The following is a 19571-nucleotide window of genomic DNA, read 5'->3' as shown; positions in this document are numbered from 1 at the left end:
ATAGTTGACGAATTCGCTAGGCCACCTTAGAACGGTTCTAATCTGGTTCCGCGCAGTGTCGCGTGGATCAGTCTTTGGACTTAGGCATTTAAGCCGCCCACGTCAATCAAATGGCACGGCGAGTGAGGGTAAGACGATGAAGCTATCCACCAAAGGGCGCTACGCGATGGTCGCTTTGGCCGATATTGCCCTCCAGCCTGCGGGGACGCTGGTGTCACTGGGTGACATTGCCGAGCGACAGTCGGTGTCTTTGCCCTATCTCGAACAGTTGTTTGTCAAACTGCGGCGGGCCGAGTTGGTAACCTCTGTCCGGGGGCCGGGCGGGGGCTACCGTCTGGCGCGTCCGGCTACGGATATTCGCGTGGTCGATGTGCTTGCCGCAGTGGATGAGACGGTGGATGCGATGCACAAGGGGGCAGGTGCCTCGGGCGGGCTTTCGGGCAGCCGGGCGCAATCGCTGACCAACCGGCTTTGGCAGGGGCTGAGCGCGCATGTCTATGTCTTCTTGCACCAGACCCGCCTGTCGGATGTGGTGGATAACGAACTGGCCCCCTGTCCGGCGGTGCCGACACTCTTTGCCGTGGTGGATGAGACGTGAGGGTGGTTTTGGGCAGCAAACGCGCTTTGGCCGCTGTGGCCTGCGCGGGTGGCGATGTGGGATTTCGGGGGCGCTGCCCCCGGACCCCCGCGGTATTTGGAAAAGGATGAAGGATGCGGGTCTACCTCGACCATAACGCGACCACGCCGCTGCGGGCGGAGGCGCGCGCGGCGATGATCGCGGCGATGGATTTGCCCGGCAACCCGTCCTCGGTCCATGCCGAAGGCCGTGCGGCCAAGGCTGTGGTCGAACGCGCGCGGGTGCAGGTGGCGGGGCTTGTTGGTTGTGACCCGGTCGATGTGATTTTCACCTCTGGTGCAACAGAGGCGGCAGCGCTGGCGGCTGCGATGAGCGCGCGGGTGGTGACATCCGCCGTGGAGCATGAAGCGGTGCTTTCATGGGGGCAGGCGGATCGTTTGGGCGTCGATGCGCATGGCGTTTGGGACGGTGATCTGACCGCTGCGGCGGGCGCTGATCTGGTCGCCCTTCAGGCTGCCAACAGCGAAACCGGCGTGCTGCAACAAACCATGCCCTTGGCGCAGCAGTGCTGGGCAATGGAGAGCAGCCCCTATGTGTTGGTCGATGCAGTGCAGTCCCTTGGAAAAACGCGGTTCAAAATGGCCACGTCGGGGGCGGATTTCATTCTCGTATCGGCGCATAAGCTGCGCGGGCCCAAGGGTATCGGTGCGCTGATCGTCAAGCGCGGCATCGATCTGGCCGAACACGCGCTTTTGCGCGGCGGCGGGCAAGAGATGGGGCGCCGCTCAGGGACCGAAAATATCCCCGCCATCGCAGGTTTTGGCGCAGCGGCAGAAGCGGCGGCGGCGGATGTCTCTGCGGGGCGGTGGGAAGAGGTGGCCGAACAGCGTGATTTGTTGGAAGCGACCCTTGCGGATGCCACAAGTCTGACTATTTTTGTAGGGAAAGGCGCTGCGCGCCTGCCCAACACTTCGTGCATCATTACGCCCGGCTGGAAGGGCGAGACCCAAGTGATGCAGATGGACCTCGCCGGTTTTGCCATTTCGGCGGGATCGGCCTGTTCCAGCGGCAAGGTCCGCGCCAGTGCCGTGTTGCGCGCCATGGGCTTTGATGAAACACAGGCCGCCAGCGCGATCCGGGTGTCGCTGGGCCTGAAAACCACCCGGGAAGATATCCTGCGGTTCGCCACAAGCTGGACCGCCAAACTGAAAAAGCACGAAACGCGGGCCGCCTGAGCGCCGCCACGGAAAGGAACTGAAACCTTGGAAAATATGACCCTGAAAGAGAATGATGGCGTCAAGGAAGGCGTCGACCAGGAAACCGTGGATGCCGTGCGCGAAGTCGGCGGCAAATACAAATACGGCTGGTCCACCGACATTGAGATGGAATACGCCCCCAAGGGGCTGACGCCGGACATCGTGCGGCTGATCTCGGAAAAGAACGAAGAGCCCGAGTGGATGCTTGAATGGCGCCTCGCGGCTTATGATCGTTGGTTGACCAAGAAAGAGCCCGACTGGGCGATGGTCGATTACCCCGAGATCGACTTTCAGGACCAGTATTACTACGCCCGTCCGAAAAGCATGGCCGAAAAGCCCAAGTCGCTTGATGACGTGGACCCCAAGCTGCTGGAGACCTACAAAAAACTGGGTATCCCGCTGAAAGAGCAGATGATCCTTGCCGGTGTCGAAGGGGCCGAAGATGCCCCTGCCGAGGGCCGCAAAGTGGCTGTCGACGCGGTCTTTGACTCCGTTTCGGTCGGGACGACCTTCCAAGAGGAACTGAAAAAGGCTGGCGTGATCTTCTGTTCGATCTCTGAAGCGATCCGCGAGCATCCCGAACTGGTGAAGAAGTACCTCGGCTCGGTTGTGCCCATATCGGACAACTTCTACGCGACGCTGAACTCCGCTGTCTTCTCTGATGGTTCCTTTGTCTACGTGCCGCCGGGCGTGCGCTGCCCGATGGAACTGTCGACCTACTTCCGCATCAACGCGGAAAACACCGGCCAGTTCGAGCGGACGCTGATCATCGCCGACAAGGGGTCTTACGTGTCCTACCTCGAAGGCTGTACCGCGCCCCAGCGTGACGAGTCGCAGCTTCACGCCGCCGTCGTTGAGATCATCATCGAAGAAGATGCCGAGGTGAAATACTCCACCGTTCAAAACTGGTACCCCGGTGACGAGGACGGCAAGGGCGGCATCTACAACTTCGTGACCAAACGTGCCGATTGCCGCGGCGACCGCGCCAAGGTGATGTGGACACAGGTCGAGACCGGCTCTGCCGTGACGTGGAAATACCCCTCCTGCATCCTGCGTGGCGACGACAGCCAAGGCGAGTTCTACTCCATCGCCATCGCCAACAACATGCAGCAGGCCGACACCGGCACCAAGATGATCCATCTCGGCAAGCGCACCAAGTCGCGCATCGTGTCCAAGGGCATCTCGGCGGGGAAGGCGCAGAACACCTACCGTGGCCTCGTGTCGATGCACCCTAAGGCCAAAGAATCGCGCAACTATACCCAGTGTGACAGCCTGCTGATCGGCTCGGAATGTGGGGCGCATACTGTGCCTTACATTGAGGTCAAAAATAACAGCAGCCGGGTCGAGCATGAGGCGACCACCTCCAAGGTGGACGACGACCAGATGTTCTACTGCCGCTCGCGCGGGATGGACGAGGAAGAGGCCGTGGCGCTGGTTGTGAACGGTTTCTGCAAGGACGTGCTGCAAGCCCTGCCGATGGAGTTCGCCATGGAAGCGCAAGCGCTGGTGGCAATCTCGCTGGAAGGCTCAGTCGGCTGATGAGCCTTGCTGCGGCGCATACCCCCCTCCGCCTGCATTGGTGGAAGGCGCAGCCGAATTTCGGCGATGCGCTGAGTCCGCTGATCCTGAGCCATGTCTCAGGGCGGCGGGTGGTCCATGCGTCGGTGGACGAGGCGGATGTCTTTGGTCTTGGCTCGCTCTTGCAAATCGTGCGGCGCAATTTCGACACGCCGCGCGACGGGGCCAAGCCGGTGATCTGGGGCAGCGGTCTGCTGCGTCCCGCAGGGGGCCGTGCGTTCCTGAAAAACATCGAGATCGCACTGCTGCGCGGTCCGGTGACTGCGGCGCTTTTGGGGGTAGAGACTGACGCTTTCGGCGACCCCGGGCTTCTGGTGAACGAGGTTTTGCCAAGCGATGCACCGCGCGGCGACAAGATCGGCATCGTGCCGCATCATACGCTCGCCGATGCTCCCGAACTGCTGGACCTCGTGGCCTCCGACAGCGCCTATGTGCTGATTGATCCGCGCGACCCGGTAGAGCATGTCTGCGCCGCCATCGCATCCTGCGCCCATGTCTTTGCCTCATCCCTCCACGGGCTGATCACGGCGGATGCCTACGGCGTGGCGAACACTTGGGTCGCACCCGAAGGGCAGGGACGGCTCAAGTTCCACGACTACGCCGCCTCGGTGGGCCGTGACATGCGCGTGCCGATCGCCTTGGCCGATATTCCGGCGGCCCGCAAACCCGATGCGCCGTTGGCCTATCACGACGGCATTGCTGCCTGCCGCGCGGCGCTGATCGAACACTTTCCCGCCGCGCTCTGTGCCCATGAGGGGGCGGCATGAACTTTAACACACAGGGGCAAGCCCCTGATATAACACTGAAATAGCATGAATTGCGGCGCAAAGCGCGCCAGAAGGAGACCGAAATGCTGAGCATCAAGAACCTGCAGGTGAAACTGGAAGAAGAGGACAAGCAGATCCTCAAAGGCGTCGATCTGGAAGTCGAAGCTGGCAAAGTACACGCCATCATGGGGCCGAACGGCTCGGGCAAGTCGACGTTGAGCTACGTGCTCTCGGGCAAGGATGGCTACGAGGTCACCGAAGGCTCCGCCACGCTCGAAGGCGAAGACCTGCTGGACTTGGAGCCCGAAGAGCGCGCCGCGGCGGGCCTTTTCCTTGCCTTCCAATACCCCGTTGAAATTCCCGGCGTTGGCAACATGACCTTCCTGCGCACCGCGGTGAACGCACAGCGCAAAGCGCGCGGCGAAGAGGAAATGTCGGCGGCAGACTTCCTTAAGGAAATCCGCGCCAAGGCGAAGGATCTGAAGATCGACGCCGACATGCTGAAGCGCCCCGTGAACATGGGCTTCTCGGGTGGTGAGAAAAAGCGCAACGAAATCCTGCAGATGGCCATGCTTGAGCCAAAGATGTGCATCCTCGACGAGACCGACTCGGGCCTTGACGTCGACGCCATGAAACTGGTCGCCGAAGGCGTGAACGCCCTGCGTACCGAAGGCCGTGGTTTCCTTGTCATCACCCACTACCAGCGTCTTTTGGACCACATCAAACCTGACGTTGTGCACATCATGCACGACGGTCGCATCATCAAGACCGGTGGCCCTGAGCTTGCCCTTGAGGTCGAGAACAACGGCTACGCAGACATTCTCGCTGAGGTGGCATAATGGCCGAAGCGAAACTGCAAGAAACCCCGACCGAGGCGATGATCGCACGGCTCAGCATGCCGCAGGGTGGCTGGGCCCAGGCGGCGCGCGAGGACGCGCTGGCGCGGCTCCGTGCCATGGGCCTGCCGCAACGCCGGGATGAATATTGGAAGTTCACCCGCCCCGACACGCTGACACAACCCGACGCGCAGCCCGCTGCGATTTTCGATCACGGCGAGGCACCGCTTTTCGACGATACCGACCGCCTGCGGATCGTCTTCGTCGACGGTGAATTCGACGCCGAAGCCTCCGACGATCTGGCGCTGGAAGGCGTCAGCATCGAACGGCTCGCGGCGGCGGACAGCGACCTGCATTGGGCGCGTGACCTCTATGGTACGCTGGAAAAGAACGGCCAAAAACCGGTCCAACGCCCGCTGGCCGCGTTGAATACAGCCTTCGCGAGTGACGGTGTGCTGATCCATGTCACGGGTCAAGTGAGCAAGCCGATCAATCTGGTTTATACCCATAAATCAGAGACTTCGGATGCGATGTTGCACCACGTTGTGAAGCTCGAAAAAGGCGCCGAAGTGACGCTTTTGGAGAACGGCCCCGCTGCCGCGCGCTTCAACACCGTGATGGAGGTTGAAGTGGCCGACACTGCGCGCTTCCACCATGTCCGTGCACAGGGCCGCGATCATGAGCGCCGGGCCGCGACACATATCTTCACCCGTCTCGGCAGCGAGTCGCTGTTCAAGAGTTTCACCGTCACCGTGAACGGCGCGCTGACGCGCAACGAATGCGTGATCGAGCTCACCGGCGATGATGCCTCGGCCCATGTGGCCGGTGCCTGCGTCGGCGATGGTGACTTCCATCATGACGACACGGTTTTCATCACCCATGACGCGGTGAATTGCGAAAGCCGTCAGGTCTATAAGAAGGTGCTGCGCAACGGTGCGACTGGCGTGTTCCAAGGCAAGATCCTCGTTAAGGAAGGCGCGCAGAAGACCGATGGCTATCAGATCAGCCAGTCGCTTTTGCTGGACGGCGACAGCCAGTTCCTCGCCAAGCCTGAGCTTGAGATCTACGCCGATGACGTGGCCTGTTCGCATGGCTCGACCTCTGGTGCGATCGACGAAGAGGCGCTGTTCTACCTCCGTGCCCGCGGCGTGTCTCATGCCGAGGCGACCGACCTTCTGACACTGGCCTTCCTTGCCGAAGCGGTGGAAGAGATCGAAGCCGAGGACCTGCGCGAGGAGATCAACGGGCGTCTCAGCGCGTGGTTGGAGCGTCGTAGCGCCTGATGGCTGTCACCAGCGATATCGTTGCGACCTATCGCGGCCCCGGCAAAGTGATGTCGGGGCTGTTGGCGCAGGGCCGCAACGAGGTGCGCGTGCTGATGTTCGCGCTGATGGCAGGGCTGCTGATTTTCGTGGCCTTGTCCCCTTATCAAGCCCGCGCGGCCCATCTTGACCCCGAAGGACCGCTGGCCGTGCGGCAGTATTGGAGCGCGTTTTTCTGGATCTTCGTGATGCCGATGCTGCTCTATGGTCTGGCGGCGATGGTCTGGGCGATCAGCCGCATCGCGGGGCAGCGGCTCACTGGCTACGCGGTGCGCTTGACCTTGGTTTGGTCGCTGCTCGCTTCCGCGCCGATCCTGTTGTTGCTGGGCCTCGCGCTTGGCTTTATCGGGCCGGGCGTGCAGGCGCAGATCGTCGGCGTGCTCTGGTTGGCGGTGTTCTTCTGGTTCTGGATCGCGGGCCTGCTTGCGACACAGCGGGGCTGAGATGGACAGCGCCGCCCTGATCCAACTCGCGCAAACCACACTGCGCAGCCCCCGCGCCGCAGCGCGGATGATCGCGGCCCTACCTTTGGGCCGGGAGGTGATATGGACATCGCTCGCCTTGGTCGCGGCGCTGAACGCGCTGGTGATCTCGGCGATGTTTGTGATCGCGCCCCCCGCCATGGCATTGCCGAGTTATTTCCAATCGCCACTGGTGCTTTTTGCGCTGCTGGCCGGTTTGATGGTCCTTTATGTTCATGCGCTGTCTTGGGTTGGCCGGGCCTTGGGCGGGCAGGGCGCGGCGGCCCCGCTTCTGGCGGCCGTGGTCTGGTTGCAGGCGCTCCGGCTCTGCGCGCAATTGGGGATCCTGCTGCTGACCATGGCTCTGCCGCCGGTGGCGCTGCTGGTTTCTTTCGTCGTTACTTTTTGGGGCCTTTGGATCCTGCTGAATTTCGTGGCCGAACTGCTGCATCTGCCGGGGCTCTTCCATGCCGCCGCTGTGCTGGCAGGGGCCGCGCTTGGGGTCTTGCTGGGTCTTGGCCTCCTGCTGTCTTTGATCGGGCTGACCGCCCAAGGAGTTTGAAACATGTTCAACGTTGATGCTGTCCGGGCGCAGTTTCCGATCCTCGGCCGCGAGGTGAACGGCAAGCCGCTGGTCTATCTCGACAATGGTGCATCAGCGCAGAAGCCGCAGGTGGTGATCGATGCGATCACCCAAGCCTACGCGAATGAATACTCTAATGTTCACCGTGGCTTGCACTACCTTTCTAATCTAGCGACCGACAAATATGAAAGCGTGCGCGGCACCGTTGCACGGTTTCTCAATGCCGGATCAGAAGACGAAATCGTGCTAAACACCGGTGCCACCATGGGGATCAACACCGTGGCCTATGGCTGGGCCATGCCGCGGATGCAGGCCGGTGATGAGATCGTTCTGTCGGTGATGGAGCATCACGCCAATATCGTGCCATGGCATTTCCTGCGCGAGCGGCAGGGCGTTGTGCTGAAATGGGTCGATGTGGACGCCACCGGCGCACTGGACCCGCAGGAGGTGATCGATGCCATCGGGCCAAAGACCAAGCTGGTTGCAATCTCTCATCTTTCCAATGTTTTGGGCACCAAAGTTGATGTAAAATCCATCACTGCAGCGGCGCACGAAAAAGGCGTTCCGGTGCTGGTCGACGGCTCGCAGGGGGCGGTGCATATGCCGGTGGATGTCCAAGACATCGGCTGTGATTTCTATGCCGTCACAGGGCACAAACTCTACGGCCCCTCGGGCTCAGGCGCGATCTATATCAAGTCCGAGCGGATGGCCGAAATGCGCCCTTTCATCGGGGGCGGCGACATGATCCGCGAAGTCAGCAAAGACGCAGTGAGCTACAACGACCCGCCGATGATGTTCGAGGCGGGCACCCCCGGCATCGTGGCCACCATCGGCTTGGGCGTGGCGCTGGATTTCATGATGGACCTAGGGATGGAGAATATCGCCGCCCATGAAGATGATCTGCGCGACTACGCCGTGTCCCGTCTCAGCGGTCTGAACTGGCTTAACCTTCAGGGCACGACACCGGATAAGGCGGCGATCTTTAGCTTCACCTTGGATGGCGCGGCCCATGCCCATGACATTTCAACCGTGCTCGACAAAAAGGGCGTGGCGGTGCGGGCCGGGCACCATTGCGCGGCACCTTTGATGACGCATCTGGGGGTTTCGGCCACCTGCCGCGCGTCCTTTGGCATGTATAACACCCGCGCCGAGGTCGACACATTGGTTGACGCACTTGAATTGGCGCATGATCTTTTCGCCTAAGCTCAATTTCGCCGCCCTTACGCCCGGATTTCCCATTGCAGGGGCGGCCCGCTCTGGCTATACCGCCCCTCAGTGGACCCTTAGCTCAGCTGGATAGAGCGCTGCCCTCCGAAGGCAGAGGCCAGAGGTTCGAATCCTCTAGGGTCCGCCATTAAATCAATTACTTGATCGATCCGACTGATTTGCGTTTCTGTTACGGGTGACGGTCTGCGCTAACATTTCCGACTGCGCCTCCGTGGATTAGAATGTTTTCCGCGCTGGCAGCGTGAAATCTCATGGAAAACGCTAGAAAGATATTGGGACCGGCTATTTTACCCCGTCGTCCATATCCGGGAGCAGGAAAGCCGCGGCTCAATCGTTCGTTGAGATGGCGCGGGACCAATAGCCCCGCGGTCCGGTGAAAGCCCGGATGCGACGCTCTTAGCGCCCTTTCCAGACCGGATCTCGCTTTTCAGCAAAGGCCCGCGCACCTTCGGCGTTATCCTCGGAGCCGTAAAGCACATCGACAGTCTTTAGCTGGCGTTTGGTAACCCGGTTCATGGTGTCCTGAAAGTTGCTATCCTCAGCATTCCGCACGATTTCTTTGATCGCGGCATAGACCAGCGGCGGGCCCGAGGCCAAAAGGCGTGCCATATCCCGGGCCTGCGCCATCAGATCATCTGCCGCGTGGACGTGGTTCACAAACCCCCAGCGGTTGGCTTCTTCGGCGTCCAGCCAGCGGCCCGTGAACAGCATCTCCATTGCGATGTGATAGGGAATGCGCTTTGGCAACTTGATGGAGGCGGCATCAGCCACCGTGCCTGAGGTGATTTCGGGCAGCGCAAAACTTGCATGATCCGCCGCGAGGATAACGTCTGCCGACAGCGCCAATTCAAGCCCGCCGCCACAACAAATACCGTTTACCGCAGCGATCACCGGTTTGTTCATGTCGCGCAATTCTTGCAGGCCGCCAAAGCCGCCTACGCCGTAATCACCATCCACCTCGTCGCCATCAGCGGCGGATTTCAAATCCCAACCGGGGCAGAAGAATTTCGACCCTTCGCCTGTGATAATCGCAACGCGCAAATCAGTGTCATCGCGAAAGGCGGCAAAGGTATCGCCCAAGATACGGCTGGTTTGAAGATCAATGGCATTGGCCTTTGGGCGATCCAGAGTGATTTCGAGCACGGCACCCTCTCGGCGCGTTTTAACGGGGCTTGTCATGTTGTTCCTTTCACCAAAAGCGTATCGGCGATGATCGCGCGGTCTTTTGTGCAGATGAGGGGATTGATTTCGATTTCGGCAATTTCGTCGGCGTGGTCGGTGACGAAGTTTTGCAGCTTTAGGGCCGCGTCAACAATGGCGTCTATGTTGGCAGGCTCACCACCGCGATAGCCGCTCAACAGGGGGGATACTCTTAATCGGCCCAAGGCGTGGCGAATATCGGCATCCGTAGTGGGCAGCAGCAAGGATTGACCGTCCTCCAGAATTTCCGTCAGCGTGCCGCCCGCGGCCAAGGTCAGGACGAACCCGTGGGCGGGGTCCGCGACGATGCCTAGCAACAGCTCCGCGACCGTACCGGTGATCATTTCTTCGACAAGGAAGGTTTCGGCCTGCATTTCCCGCGCAGCCGCCCTGACCTGCGCTGCGTCTGCGAGGTGCAGCTTTACCGCGCCGGTTTCGGTTTTATGGGCGACCCCTTCGCCCTTCAGGACAACGGGAAAACCGATCTCTTCGGCGCAAGCGATCACATCCGCACGGGCGATGCCTGCACGGCTTTTGGGGATATCCAAGCCGTATGCCGCAAGGGCCCGTTTGGCATCGCCTTCGGTGACCGTGATCGTGGTGGCGAAGCTGGGGGCAGGTAGCAGGGGTTGGTGATTTTTAGTGGGCGGCATGCGCGCCGCGCTGATCGCTTCGCAGGCCGTGCCAAAGTCGCTCAGTGGCAAAATCCCCCCGCCCAGCAGACGTTTTGCAATCGCTTCGGGCAGGTTTTCGACGATGGACCCAACCACCCCAAAGGGACGGCCCGTTTGACGGGCTGCGTCTTCTATCGCGTCGATTGCAATCATCCAATCATCGGCGGTGCAGCTGTCTAGGCGCGGGAAATCGAGCACCACAAGCGTCAGGTCGATATCATCGCCCGTCATGGCCGCAAACACGGCTGTCATGGCGGCCTTATCGCGCCAGATTTGTGTGTGATAATCCAAGGGGTTCGTCAGATTGACCAGCGAACTAAGGTGCTGGGAAAGCGTATCTGTTTGAGCAGATGTCAGGGGGGGGAAAGTCAGACCATAATGCGCGGCGGTATCCGCCATGACGCTCGCCTCCCCGCCCGAGCAACTTAGCGACGCAATGCGCCCCCCGGACAGGCGGCCATGGCAGTGAAACAGCTTTAACGTTTCAAGCAGCGCAGCGGGGGAGCCGACCCGCGCAATCCCAAGTCGCGCCAGTACCGCATCCGACCCCGCGCTGCTGCCCGCGAGCGAGGCGGTGTGCGAAATGGTTGCCAGTTGCGATTCCTCCGAGCGGCCCACCTTCAGCGCCACAATCGGTTTGCCGAGCGCACGCGACAGCCGCGCCAGTTCTTCAAAATCCGCGATGTCGCCAAAGCTTTCGATGTAAAAGCCAAGTGCGGTCACGCGGTCGTCGCGGATGACAGTTTGAGCGATGCTGGCAAGCCCTTGCTGGGCCTGATTGCCCGCGGTGATGGTATAGGCAATCGGCAACCCGCGTTGCTGCATCGTGAGGTTGATCGCGATGTTGGACGACTGCGCCAAGATCGCCACGCCGCGTTCAACGGGCACCAGCCCATGTTGATCCGGCCAAAGCGCCACCTGATCCACGGCATTCAGAACCCCGTAGCAATTCGGCCCGAGAATGGGCATTCCCCCTGCTGCGGCCAGCAATTGGTCATTCAAAACGGTGCCGTCGGCGGTTTCTTTGAATCCGCTGGCAAAACACACGGCACCACCTGCTCCCATCTGGTTCAGCTCGCCCACCAGATCGATGGTTGCGCTGCGGTTCACACCGATGAACGTCGCATCCGGTGCGTCTGGTAAATCGGCAAGCGTCTTAAAGGCTGGCACCCCGCCGACACTGTCTTTTTTGGGATGCACGGGCCAGATATCACCCTTGAAACCGATCTTTTGGTTCTGCTCGATCACGGAGTCGCACCAGACCCCACCGCCGACGACGGCAATGGAACGTGGTCGCAAGAGACGCTCAAGATCACTCATGTCTTGGTCCTAGGCGCCAAGGGGGCGCAATAGATCGCGGCTGATGATGTGGCGCTGGATTTCAGATGTCCCATCCCAGATCCGTTCGACCCGCGCATCGCGCCAGAAGCGTTCAATGGGGAAGTCATCCATCAAGCCCATGCCGCCAAAGATTTGCAAGGTGGCATCCGTCACCCGCGCCAGCATTTCCGACGCGTAGAGCTTAGCACTGGCGATTTCGCGGTTTGCGGGCAGGCCCTGATCCAACCGCCACGCCGCCGCCAATGTCAGGTGATCCGCCGCATCGATTTCGGTGATCATGTCGGCAAGTTGAAAGCTGATGCCCTGATACTTGCCGATCTGCTGGCCAAACTGCTTGCGTTCAGCCGCGTAATTTAACGCCATGTCAAAGCAACGTCGTGCACGACCTACAGACATTGTCGCGACCGTGATCCGCGTGGCGTAAAGCCATTCGTTCATCACCGCAAAGCCACCATCAACCTCACCCAGAACCTGAGCATCCGGCAGGCGGCAGTTGTCAAATTCGAGGATCATGTTCTTGTAGCCGCGGTGCGAGACGGATTTGTAGCCGTCGCGGATGGTGAAGCCGGGCGTGCCGCGGTCGACCAGAAAGGTCGTAATGCGTTTTTTGGGGCCGCGCGGCGTGTCGTCTTCTCCGGTTGCCACAAAGACGATCACGAAATCCGCATGATCCGCGCCAGAGATGAAATGCTTGGTTCCGTTCAGAACCCAGTAACCGCCATCGCGTTTGGCTGTACATTTCATGCCGCGGACATCGGACCCTGCATCGGGCTCGGTCATGGCCAGCGCATCCATCTTTTCGCCGCGAATGGCGGGGGTGAGATAGCGTTCGATCTGATCCTCTTTGCAGGCCATCAAGATATTCTGAGGCCGCCCGAAAAAGTGGTTCAACGCCATAGAGCCGCGGCCCAACTCGCGTTCAACCAGCGCAAATTCAAGATGCGAGAGGCCAGCCCCGCCAACGCTTTCGGGGAAGTTGCAGGCATAAAACCCCAGGTCCAGCGTCTTTTGCTTGATCGCCTGCGCGACGTCATGGGGGACCTCGCCAGTGCGCTCTACCTCGGCCTCATGGGGGTAGATTTCGTTTTCGACGAAGGATCGCACGGTGGAAACGATCATTTCTTGTTCTTCGGTCAATCCAAAATGCATCAGCTATGCTCCGGCTTGGGCAGGGCGGCCTGGGCCGCAATGATGGTTGCGAGCTTGTCGCTGACATGCGCCGCAGGGTCGCAGGATTTGCGGGTCTCCAGACTGACGTGCAGCAGGAACTGATTGCAGGTCGCCACCACATCACCAGCGGCGTTTTTCAATTCGTGGAACAGCCGCAGCTTTTTGCCCGCACCCTCAAGAATGGTCGTGACAACGGTAACGTTGTCGCCAGCATGACATTCATTGCGGAACTTGGTGTGGGTATCGGCGGTAAAGTAGCTGAAGCCCGATTTTATATAGGCGTCATCGGCCCCGATCATGCGCATAAGGGCGTCGGCGGCATCCGACCACAGCTGCCCATAGCGGCTTTCGTTCATGTGGCCGTTGTAATCCGTCCAATCGATTGGAATGGCGCGGGCGACACTGATGATGGGTTTGGTGAAGTCAGGGTCGGCTTTGCCGTCAAGACGGGCGTCATGCGCGTTCAGCAACGCCCCTGCACCCCAGTCACGTCCCTTCAGGGACCGCATCATGGACACCAGATTGTCGTCGCGAATGCGTTCGAGCTCGCGGATCGTATGGGCACCGGATTGCGCGTCCGATTGGCTGGCGATCCTCTGTACCAAATCATCGGTCAGCTCGGGCACGTCCATCAATTTGGTCCAAGGCCATTGCAGGCAGGGCCCGAACTGTTCGATGAAATGGGCCATCCCGGCCTCGCCGCCCGCCACGCGGTAGGTTTCAAACAGGCCCATCTGACCCCAACGCAAGCCAAAGCCGAACCGGATCGCGTCATCGATTTCCTCGGTCGTGGCGATGCCGTCTTTGATCAGCCAAAGCGCCTCGCGCCAGACCGCTTCGAGAAAACGATCGGCCACATGCGCGTCGATTTCCTTGCGTAGTTTCAGGGGCTTCATGCCGATTTCAGTAAGCACCGCTTGCGCGCGCGTGGTCGTGGCATCGTCACCGACCAGTTCGATAAGCGGCAGCAGATAGACCGGGTTGAACGGGTGTGCGACGAAAATCTGGTTGGGGCGAAGCGCCCCTTGCTGCAGTTCGGACGGTTTGAAGCCCGAGGTTGAAGAGCCGATCAGCGCGTCTTTGCGGCAGTGGGTCTGGATCTCGGCGAAGATCTTGTGCTTCATCTCAAGCCGTTCCGGCGCGCTTTCCTGAATCCAGTCGGCGTCTGTGACGGCGTCGGCCAATGTGGGGACGATTTTCACCTGACTTTCGGGCGGCAGTGCCACGTCGGACAAGGCAGGCAGGGACCGGCGTGCGTTTGCCATGACTTCGCTGATTTTGCGTTCCGCTTCGGGATCGGGGTCGAAAATAGCGACATCCCATCCGGACAAGGCAAAGCGCGCGGCCCAGCCGCCGCCAATGACACCACCGCCGATGATTGCTGCTATCTTGGTCATCGCGGTGCCTGCTTGGCCAGGCCCAGCTTTTGGCGCACGGCATCAGGGCCCATGATGGTTGCCCCCATGTTTTCGATGATGGTGACGGCCCGAGACACAAGCGCTTCGTTGGTGGCGAGCTCGCCCTTGCCCAGCCAAAGATTATCCTCAAGCCCGACGCGCACATGCCCGCCTGCCAAAACCGATGCGGCCACATAGGGCATCTCGTCACGGCCGATTGAAAACGCGGACCAGTTCCAGTCTTCGGGGACATTATTGACCATCGCCATAAAGGTGTTCAGGTCATTAGGCGCGCCCCACGGAATGCCCATGCACAGTTGCACCAGCGCAGGCGACGACAATACGCCATCCTTAACCAGTTGTTTCGCATACCAAAGGTGGCCGGTATCAAAGGCCTCGATCTCCGGCTTCACGCCAAGCGCTTCCATACGCGCGCCCATTGTCGTCAGCATGCCGGGCGTGTTGGTCATCACGTAATCGGCTTCGGCAAAATTCATCGTGCCGCAATCGAGGGTGCAAATCTCGGGTAGGCAGTCTTCGATATGCGCCAGCCGTTCTTCGGCGTTGACCATATCGGTGGCATCGTTCAGCGGCAGCGGCGCGGAGGGCGGGCCAAAGACGATGTCGCCGCCCATGCCTGCGGTCAGGTTCAGCACCACGTCAACCTCGGCATCGCGGATGCGTTCGGTCACTTCGCGGTAGAGTTTCGGATCGCGTGAGGGCACGCCGGTCTCGGGGTCGCGCACGTGGCAATGCACAATCGCCGCGCCCGCTTTGGCGGCGGCAATGGCTGAATTGGCGATCTGTTCAGGGCTGCGGGGAACATGGGGTGACCGATCTTGGCTGCTGCCGGATCCGGTCACGGCGCAGGTGATAAAGACCTCACGGGTCATCTGCAGGGGCATCTTGGTCTCCTTTTAGCTTTATCTGCAGACTACCCGGATTGATTGGCGGGCATGTGCAATGCTAGACAGAAACATGCAGGAAAAGACAAAATCATCAGGCGAGACGGTTAAGATCGACATTCTGCTGTTCGATGGTTTTTCGAACCATTGTCTGGCCAACACTTTGGAGCCGTTTCGCGCCGCGAACAGCATCACCGGGCAGGCGCGGTATGACTGGCGCCTGCTTTCTCTTGAGGGGGGGCTTGTGCGGTCTTCAAGCGGGATGTTGGTGCAGACCGAATTGGCCACGGCGACAAAACCATCCTGTGATTACCTCATGGTGACCGCCAGCTACGGCCACCTTGCGCTGAGCAGCAGTCAGGTGCTCTCCGCGCTGCGGGGGCTTTGCGCGAATGCGAAATGCCTGGTGGGGCTCGATATGGGGGCTTGGTTGCTGGCGGCTGCAGGGCTGTTGGACGACAGGCCTGCGACCATTCACGGGCATCTATTCGAAAGCTTTTCAGAGACATTTCCGCAGGTAGATGCCCGGCAAGAACGGTTTGTGATAGACGGCAACCGGATCACCTGCGGTGGTGCCATGGCGTCCTTTGACTTGGTACTCACGTTGATCGGGGCGCACTGCGGCGAGATCACACGGCTCGATGTCGCGTCGCTTTTCCTGCATCAAAGCGATCAGCCGTTCGGGGATGCCGACAAGATATCGGGGCGGTCCAAACTGGTGTCTCGGGCGCTTGTCCTTATGGATGAGACTATCGAAGCACCGGTGCCAATCCCGACGATTGCGCGTCACTTGGGGTGTTCGCTGAAAAGCCTGCAAAGACGGTTTGCGCGCAGTTTGAATGCGACGCCGGGCCAAGTCTATCGGCATCGACGCCTGATCGTTGCCAAGAGCTTGGCCGAAGGCACCAACCTGTCGATCTCCGAGATCGCCACCCGCTGCGGTTACGAAAACGCAAGTGCTATGACGCGCGCCTTCAAGGCCCAATTTGGCACGACGCCTATGGATTTGAGGGCGGACTGATCGGACCTTCTAGTTGAGGTTCGCTCCCATCCAACTGCTGCCGCCACTATCCCGGCACTTGGTTCTCGAACCGTCGAAACAGCAAGGCGATGACCCCGGCGATGATCATGTAAAACACAGCCAACAAGATCAGCGGTTCATAGACGATAAACGTGTCCGAGCGCACACGCGAGGACACGGCATACAGCTCGACCACCGTGATCGTCGCGACCAGGGGTGTGGCCTTGAGTTGCAGGATGGTTTCGCCACCGAGCGTTGGCAGCACGTTGCGGATCGCCTGCGGCAGCCAGATGCGGCGGAACATGGTGAAACGCGGCATGCCGAAGGCGTTTGCAGCCTCAAGCTGCCCCTTGTTCACACTAGAGAACGCGCCGCGCATGATTTCGCCTTCGTAGCCCGCATAAGACAGCGTCAGCGCCAGCACCGCATAGGGCCAAGCTTGGCGCAGGTAGGGCCAGAGTTCACTGCCGCGGATCCAAGGGATTTGCGGGAACAGCGAGCCGAGGCCGTAATAGAGCAGCCAGATCTGCAAGAGCAGCGGCGTGCCACGGATGACGGTGCAGAATATCCGGGCAGGGGCAGACAGGTACCAAGGCCCGATGGCCTGCGCGAGGCCCAGCGGGATCGCCAAAAGAAACCCTAGCACACAGGTCACGACCAGTATCCAGATCGTGCGCCAGAGCCCTTCCAACGCCAGCGGGGCATATTCCGGTATCGAATCCCACCGCAGCGCCACGGCGCACCAGATGACTACGCCCAGCAAAAGCGCCAACATGACAATGCGATGGGGCTGCATCAGAGCGCGAAAAGGGATCATCGGCTCGCTCCTTTCAGCGACGGCTGACCGCGGCGCGCCCATTTTTCGATCCGGGCAAAGACCGCGCCAGAACATAGCGTCACGATCAAATAGAGCGCGCCCGCGGCGAGGAAGAAGGTGAAATAGGCGCGCGTGCTGGCGGCGGCCTGTCGGGTCTCCAGCGTCAATTCGCTGAAGCCGACGATGGCCAGAAGCGCGGTATCTTTGGTTGCAATCAGCCACAGGTTCGCCAGACCCGGCGTGGCAAAAGACATCATCGCGGGGATCGTCACGCGGCGCAACAGCATCAGCGGGGGCATCCCGTAAGCGCGCGCCGCCTCGATCTGGCCCGCAGGTACGGCTTGGATCGCGCCGCGCAGCACCTCGGTGGCATAGGCGCCCTGCACCACGCCGAGCACCCAGATCCCGGCGACGACACCGCTAATCTCAACCCGGCCATAGCCCATGGCGCCTGAGACTTTGTTAATGAGATCGGTGCCGACGTAATAGAGGATCAAGATCAGCACCAATTCCGGCACGGCCCGGATCACAGTCGTATAAACGGCGAGGAGGTCGCGCAGGACCACCCCGCCATAGAGCTTGCCGTAGGCCCCAAAGAGCCCGATCAGCAGACCGAACCCAAAGGCGCCAAATGCGATCTGCAGAGAGTTCGCAAGCCCGCGCAACAGGTTGCCGCCCCAGCCCGGCGGGCTGAGGGACAGTAGTTGCGCACTCTCGGCAAGCCCGAGCGTTTCGAAGATCATCTCCACGATGGGCGCTTACTCTGCGTAGATGCTGGTGTCGAAATAGCGCCCGGTGATCTCTTCGTGGGTGCCATCTTCGAGGATCTGCGCGATGCCTTTGTTCAGGCTTTCACGCAGCGCATCATCGCCCTTGCGCACGCCAGCGCCGACACCTTGGCCCAAGATGGCCTCGTCATTCTCCACCGATCCTTTGATCTCGCAGCAGGTGCCGATGTCTGAGTTAACGAAATCCGCCATGGCGATGCTGTCGGCCTGCGTGGCGTCGATCCGACCCGAGACCAGATCCTGATTGGCTTCGTCCTGCGTCTGATAGACCCGGATTTCCGCCGCATCGCCGAAATATTCATTGGCATAGGCTTGGTGGATGGTTGAGGCTTGAATGCCGATGATCTTACCGGACAGCGACTCGGGCGTAGGTTCGATGTTCATCGACTTATCCGCCACGATCACCGCGGGTGTGTTGTAGTAGGGATCAGAGAAATCGATCGTTTTTTGACGCTCTTCGGTGATCGACATGGAGGCCATGATCGCATCGACCTGCTGGCCCGTCAGCGAGGGGATGATGCCGTCCCAAGCCACGGGGGTGATCACACAGTCCAACTCGGCCGCTTTGCAGACCGCGTCGATGATCTCAACTTCCCAGCCTTCCCATTCGCCGGAGGCATTGAGAGAGGCGAAGGGGGGATAGGGCTCGGCTGCAATGCCGATCTTGACCTCTTCGGCGGCGACGGCGCCTGCGCTCACCGTTGCTGTCGCGACCGCGGCCGTCATGAGTTTCTTGAATGTCATATGTAGTCTCCCTGTTTTTGGTTGTTTAGCCGACTGTCTGCAGAAACTGCCGAAGCCGGGCGGATTTAGGGTTGCCGAAAAGCTCTTCCGGCGGGCCTTGTTCTTCGATGCGCCCCTCAAAAAGGTAGACGACATGTGTCGCCACCTCGCGCGCGAATTTCATCTCATGGGTGACAAGCAGCATGGTGCGCCCTTCGGCGGCCAAATCGCGGATCACCGTGAGCACCTCACCCACCAACTCGGGGTCAAGCGCGCTGGTGGGTTCGTCAAAGAGCATCACGCTGGGTTCCACCGCAAGGGCGCGGGCAATTGCCGCGCGTTGCTGCTGGCCGCCCGACAGAAACGCCGGGAAGGTATCAGCCTTATCGCCCAGTCCGACCCGCTCTAGCAGCACCCGTGCGCGTTTGATGGCCTCGTCCCGCGGCACTTTGAGGACATGGACCGGCACCTCAATGACGTTTTCCAGCAGGGTGCGGTGGGTCCAGAGATTGAATGCCTGAAACACCATGCCAAGGTGCGTCCGAATGCGCTCGATCTGTCGGCGGTCAACGGGGGAGCCGTCTTGGCGCATCTTGATCTCTTCACCGTTGACGATGATCTGACCCGCACTTGGGGTTTCGAGGAAATTGATGCAGCGCAGGCAGGTGGATTTGCCCGACCCGCTGCCGCCGATGATGGCGACGACATCGCCCTTTTGCGCGGTCAGTGAGACACCTTTGAGAACCTCCAACGCGCCGAAGGATTTGTGCAGGTCGGTAATTCTGATCGCCTCGTTCTCCGCCGCGCTATCGGCACTGGCGTCTTCGGCTGCTTGTGTGGCTCTGATCGGCTCTCTTTGCAAAGCGTCCGCGCCCCTCATTTGATGTGTCCCAAATTTCTGTCTTGTAGTAAGGCCCGTATTTCGTAA

Annotated in this window: 19 protein-coding genes and 1 tRNA gene; 11 read left to right on the top strand and 9 right to left on the bottom strand. The window is 60.4% G+C overall.

Annotated features, from left to right (window positions below; translation table 11 throughout):
* The first annotated feature begins 136 nt into the window (after nt 1-136).
* From K3758_RS09955 to K3758_RS09910, 10 genes are all read left to right on the top strand, one after another.
* Nucleotides 137-598: an Rrf2 family transcriptional regulator gene (locus K3758_RS09955; protein WP_067942247.1), complete on the top strand. Its 462-nt coding sequence runs from the start codon at nt 137-139 to the stop codon at nt 596-598.
* A gap of 113 nt (nt 599-711) precedes the next feature.
* Nucleotides 712-1812: a cysteine desulfurase family protein gene (locus K3758_RS09950; protein WP_259944400.1), complete on the top strand. Its 1101-nt coding sequence runs from the start codon at nt 712-714 to the stop codon at nt 1810-1812.
* Nucleotides 1813-1848: 36 nt separating this feature from the next.
* Nucleotides 1849-3372, top strand: coding sequence for a Fe-S cluster assembly protein SufB (gene sufB / locus K3758_RS09945; RefSeq protein WP_259950055.1), 1524 nt, complete (start codon nt 1849-1851; stop codon nt 3370-3372).
* Nucleotides 3372-4178: a polysaccharide pyruvyl transferase family protein gene (locus tag K3758_RS09940; protein WP_259944399.1), complete on the top strand. Its 807-nt coding sequence runs from the start codon at nt 3372-3374 to the stop codon at nt 4176-4178. The genes sufB and K3758_RS09940 overlap by 1 nt, the downstream gene beginning before the upstream one ends.
* 83 nt (nt 4179-4261) lie before the next feature.
* Nucleotides 4262-5017, top strand: coding sequence for a Fe-S cluster assembly ATPase SufC (gene sufC / locus K3758_RS09935; RefSeq protein WP_067625310.1), 756 nt, complete (start codon nt 4262-4264; stop codon nt 5015-5017).
* Complete coding sequence (sufD, locus tag K3758_RS09930; RefSeq protein ID WP_259944395.1) at nt 5017-6297, top strand: Fe-S cluster assembly protein SufD; 1281 nt, start codon at nt 5017-5019, stop codon at nt 6295-6297. The genes sufC and sufD overlap by 1 nt, the downstream gene beginning before the upstream one ends.
* Nucleotides 6297-6779, top strand: a complete 483-nt coding sequence (locus K3758_RS09925) for a YIP1 family protein (RefSeq protein WP_259944392.1) — start codon at nt 6297-6299, stop codon at nt 6777-6779. The genes sufD and K3758_RS09925 overlap by 1 nt, the downstream gene beginning before the upstream one ends.
* Nucleotide 6780: 1 nt before the next feature.
* A complete protein-coding gene (locus tag K3758_RS09920) occupies nt 6781-7359 on the top strand; it encodes a YIP1 family protein (RefSeq protein WP_259944390.1) in 579 nt (192 codons plus the stop codon).
* A gap of 3 nt (nt 7360-7362) precedes the next feature.
* A complete protein-coding gene (locus tag K3758_RS09915) occupies nt 7363-8583 on the top strand; it encodes a cysteine desulfurase (protein WP_259944387.1) in 1221 nt (406 codons plus the stop codon).
* A 74-nt stretch (nt 8584-8657) separates the two neighbouring features.
* A tRNA-Arg gene (locus K3758_RS09910) sits at nt 8658-8734 on the top strand.
* 269 nt (nt 8735-9003) lie between these two features.
* On the opposite strand, the gene K3758_RS09905 is transcribed toward K3758_RS09910, so the two are convergent.
* From K3758_RS09905 to K3758_RS09885, 5 genes are read right to left on the bottom strand one after another with little or no spacing between them, the layout of a single operon-like run.
* Nucleotides 9004-9786: a carnitinyl-CoA dehydratase gene (locus K3758_RS09905; RefSeq protein ID WP_259944386.1), complete on the bottom strand. Its 783-nt coding sequence runs from the start codon at nt 9784-9786 to the stop codon at nt 9004-9006.
* Nucleotides 9783-11801 (bottom strand): acetate--CoA ligase family protein, encoded by a 2019-nt coding sequence (locus K3758_RS09900; protein ID WP_259944384.1) that lies wholly within the window; start codon nt 11799-11801, stop codon nt 9783-9785. Before K3758_RS09900 ends, K3758_RS09905 begins: the two co-directional genes overlap by 4 nt.
* A 9-nt stretch (nt 11802-11810) precedes the next feature.
* On the bottom strand, nt 11811-12971 hold the full coding sequence (locus tag K3758_RS09895) for an acyl-CoA dehydrogenase family protein (RefSeq protein ID WP_259944383.1): 1161 nt from the start codon (nt 12969-12971) through the stop codon (nt 11811-11813).
* Nucleotides 12971-14389 carry a carnitine 3-dehydrogenase gene (locus K3758_RS09890; RefSeq protein WP_259944382.1) on the bottom strand — a complete coding sequence of 473 codons (1419 nt, stop codon included), beginning with the start codon at nt 14387-14389 and terminating at the stop codon, nt 12971-12973. The genes K3758_RS09895 and K3758_RS09890 overlap by 1 nt, the downstream gene beginning before the upstream one ends.
* A complete protein-coding gene (locus tag K3758_RS09885; protein ID WP_259944380.1) occupies nt 14386-15294 on the bottom strand; it encodes a 3-keto-5-aminohexanoate cleavage protein in 909 nt (302 codons plus the stop codon). Before K3758_RS09885 ends, K3758_RS09890 begins: the two co-directional genes overlap by 4 nt.
* Nucleotides 15295-15352: 58 nt before the next feature.
* On the opposite strand from K3758_RS09885, the gene K3758_RS09880 reads away from it, so the two are divergent.
* Complete coding sequence (locus K3758_RS09880; RefSeq protein ID WP_259944379.1) at nt 15353-16315, top strand: GlxA family transcriptional regulator; 963 nt, start codon at nt 15353-15355, stop codon at nt 16313-16315.
* 46 nt (nt 16316-16361) lie between these two features.
* Here the strand turns inward: K3758_RS09880 and K3758_RS09875 are convergent, their stop codons facing one another.
* Genes K3758_RS09875 through K3758_RS09860 form a run of 4 tightly spaced genes read right to left on the bottom strand, consistent with a single transcriptional unit; the run spans nt 16362 to nt 19523 of the window.
* The gene (locus tag K3758_RS09875) at nt 16362-17132 is read right to left on the bottom strand and encodes an ABC transporter permease (protein WP_259944378.1); all 771 of its coding nucleotides are present in this window, start codon (nt 17130-17132) and stop codon (nt 16362-16364) included.
* Nucleotides 17129-17875 carry an ABC transporter permease gene (locus tag K3758_RS09870; protein ID WP_409202628.1) on the bottom strand — a complete coding sequence of 249 codons (747 nt, stop codon included), beginning with the start codon at nt 17873-17875 and terminating at the stop codon, nt 17129-17131. The genes K3758_RS09875 and K3758_RS09870 overlap by 4 nt, the downstream gene beginning before the upstream one ends.
* A 15-nt stretch (nt 17876-17890) precedes the next feature.
* Complete coding sequence (locus K3758_RS09865; protein ID WP_259944376.1) at nt 17891-18664, bottom strand: transporter substrate-binding domain-containing protein; 774 nt, start codon at nt 18662-18664, stop codon at nt 17891-17893.
* Between the two features lie 25 nt (nt 18665-18689).
* Nucleotides 18690-19523, bottom strand: a complete 834-nt coding sequence (locus K3758_RS09860) for an ABC transporter ATP-binding protein (RefSeq protein ID WP_259944374.1) — start codon at nt 19521-19523, stop codon at nt 18690-18692.
* Nucleotides 19524-19571: the final 48 nt, after the last annotated feature.

Source organism: Sulfitobacter sp. W002 (genome assembly GCF_025142135.1).
Lineage (GTDB): Bacteria > Pseudomonadota > Alphaproteobacteria > Rhodobacterales > Rhodobacteraceae > Sulfitobacter > Sulfitobacter profundi.
This window is presented reverse-complemented; position numbering and strand designations above follow the sequence as displayed.

Excerpts from the sequence above, each read along its gene's own strand:
- K3758_RS09900 (WP_259944384.1), bottom strand. The coding sequence starts at position 11,801 with ATGAGTGATCTTGAGCGTCTCTTGCGACCACGTTCCATTGCCGTCGTC.
- K3758_RS09920 (WP_259944390.1), top strand. The coding sequence starts at position 6,781 with ATGGACAGCGCCGCCCTGATCCAACTCGCGCAAACCACACTGCGCAGC.
- K3758_RS09870 (WP_409202628.1), bottom strand. The coding sequence starts at position 17,875 with ATGATCTTCGAAACGCTCGGGCTTGCCGAGAGTGCGCAACTACTGTCC.
- sufB (WP_259950055.1), top strand. The coding sequence starts at position 1,849 with ATGACCCTGAAAGAGAATGATGGCGTCAAGGAAGGCGTCGACCAGGAA.
- K3758_RS09875 (WP_259944378.1), bottom strand. The coding sequence starts at position 17,132 with ATGATCCCTTTTCGCGCTCTGATGCAGCCCCATCGCATTGTCATGTTG.
- K3758_RS09950 (WP_259944400.1), top strand. The coding sequence starts at position 712 with ATGCGGGTCTACCTCGACCATAACGCGACCACGCCGCTGCGGGCGGAG.
- K3758_RS09915 (WP_259944387.1), top strand. The coding sequence starts at position 7,363 with ATGTTCAACGTTGATGCTGTCCGGGCGCAGTTTCCGATCCTCGGCCGC.
- K3758_RS09890 (WP_259944382.1), bottom strand. The coding sequence starts at position 14,389 with ATGACCAAGATAGCAGCAATCATCGGCGGTGGTGTCATTGGCGGCGGC.
- K3758_RS09940 (WP_259944399.1), top strand. The coding sequence starts at position 3,372 with ATGAGCCTTGCTGCGGCGCATACCCCCCTCCGCCTGCATTGGTGGAAG.
- K3758_RS09955 (WP_067942247.1), top strand. The coding sequence starts at position 137 with ATGAAGCTATCCACCAAAGGGCGCTACGCGATGGTCGCTTTGGCCGAT.
- K3758_RS09885 (WP_259944380.1), bottom strand. The coding sequence starts at position 15,294 with ATGCCCCTGCAGATGACCCGTGAGGTCTTTATCACCTGCGCCGTGACC.
- K3758_RS09925 (WP_259944392.1), top strand. The coding sequence starts at position 6,297 with ATGGCTGTCACCAGCGATATCGTTGCGACCTATCGCGGCCCCGGCAAA.
- sufD (WP_259944395.1), top strand. The coding sequence starts at position 5,017 with ATGGCCGAAGCGAAACTGCAAGAAACCCCGACCGAGGCGATGATCGCA.
- K3758_RS09880 (WP_259944379.1), top strand. The coding sequence starts at position 15,353 with ATGCTAGACAGAAACATGCAGGAAAAGACAAAATCATCAGGCGAGACG.
- K3758_RS09895 (WP_259944383.1), bottom strand. The coding sequence starts at position 12,971 with ATGCATTTTGGATTGACCGAAGAACAAGAAATGATCGTTTCCACCGTG.
- K3758_RS09860 (WP_259944374.1), bottom strand. The coding sequence starts at position 19,523 with ATGAGGGGCGCGGACGCTTTGCAAAGAGAGCCGATCAGAGCCACACAA.
- K3758_RS09905 (WP_259944386.1), bottom strand. The coding sequence starts at position 9,786 with ATGACAAGCCCCGTTAAAACGCGCCGAGAGGGTGCCGTGCTCGAAATC.
- sufC (WP_067625310.1), top strand. The coding sequence starts at position 4,262 with ATGCTGAGCATCAAGAACCTGCAGGTGAAACTGGAAGAAGAGGACAAG.
- K3758_RS09865 (WP_259944376.1), bottom strand. The coding sequence starts at position 18,664 with ATGACATTCAAGAAACTCATGACGGCCGCGGTCGCGACAGCAACGGTG.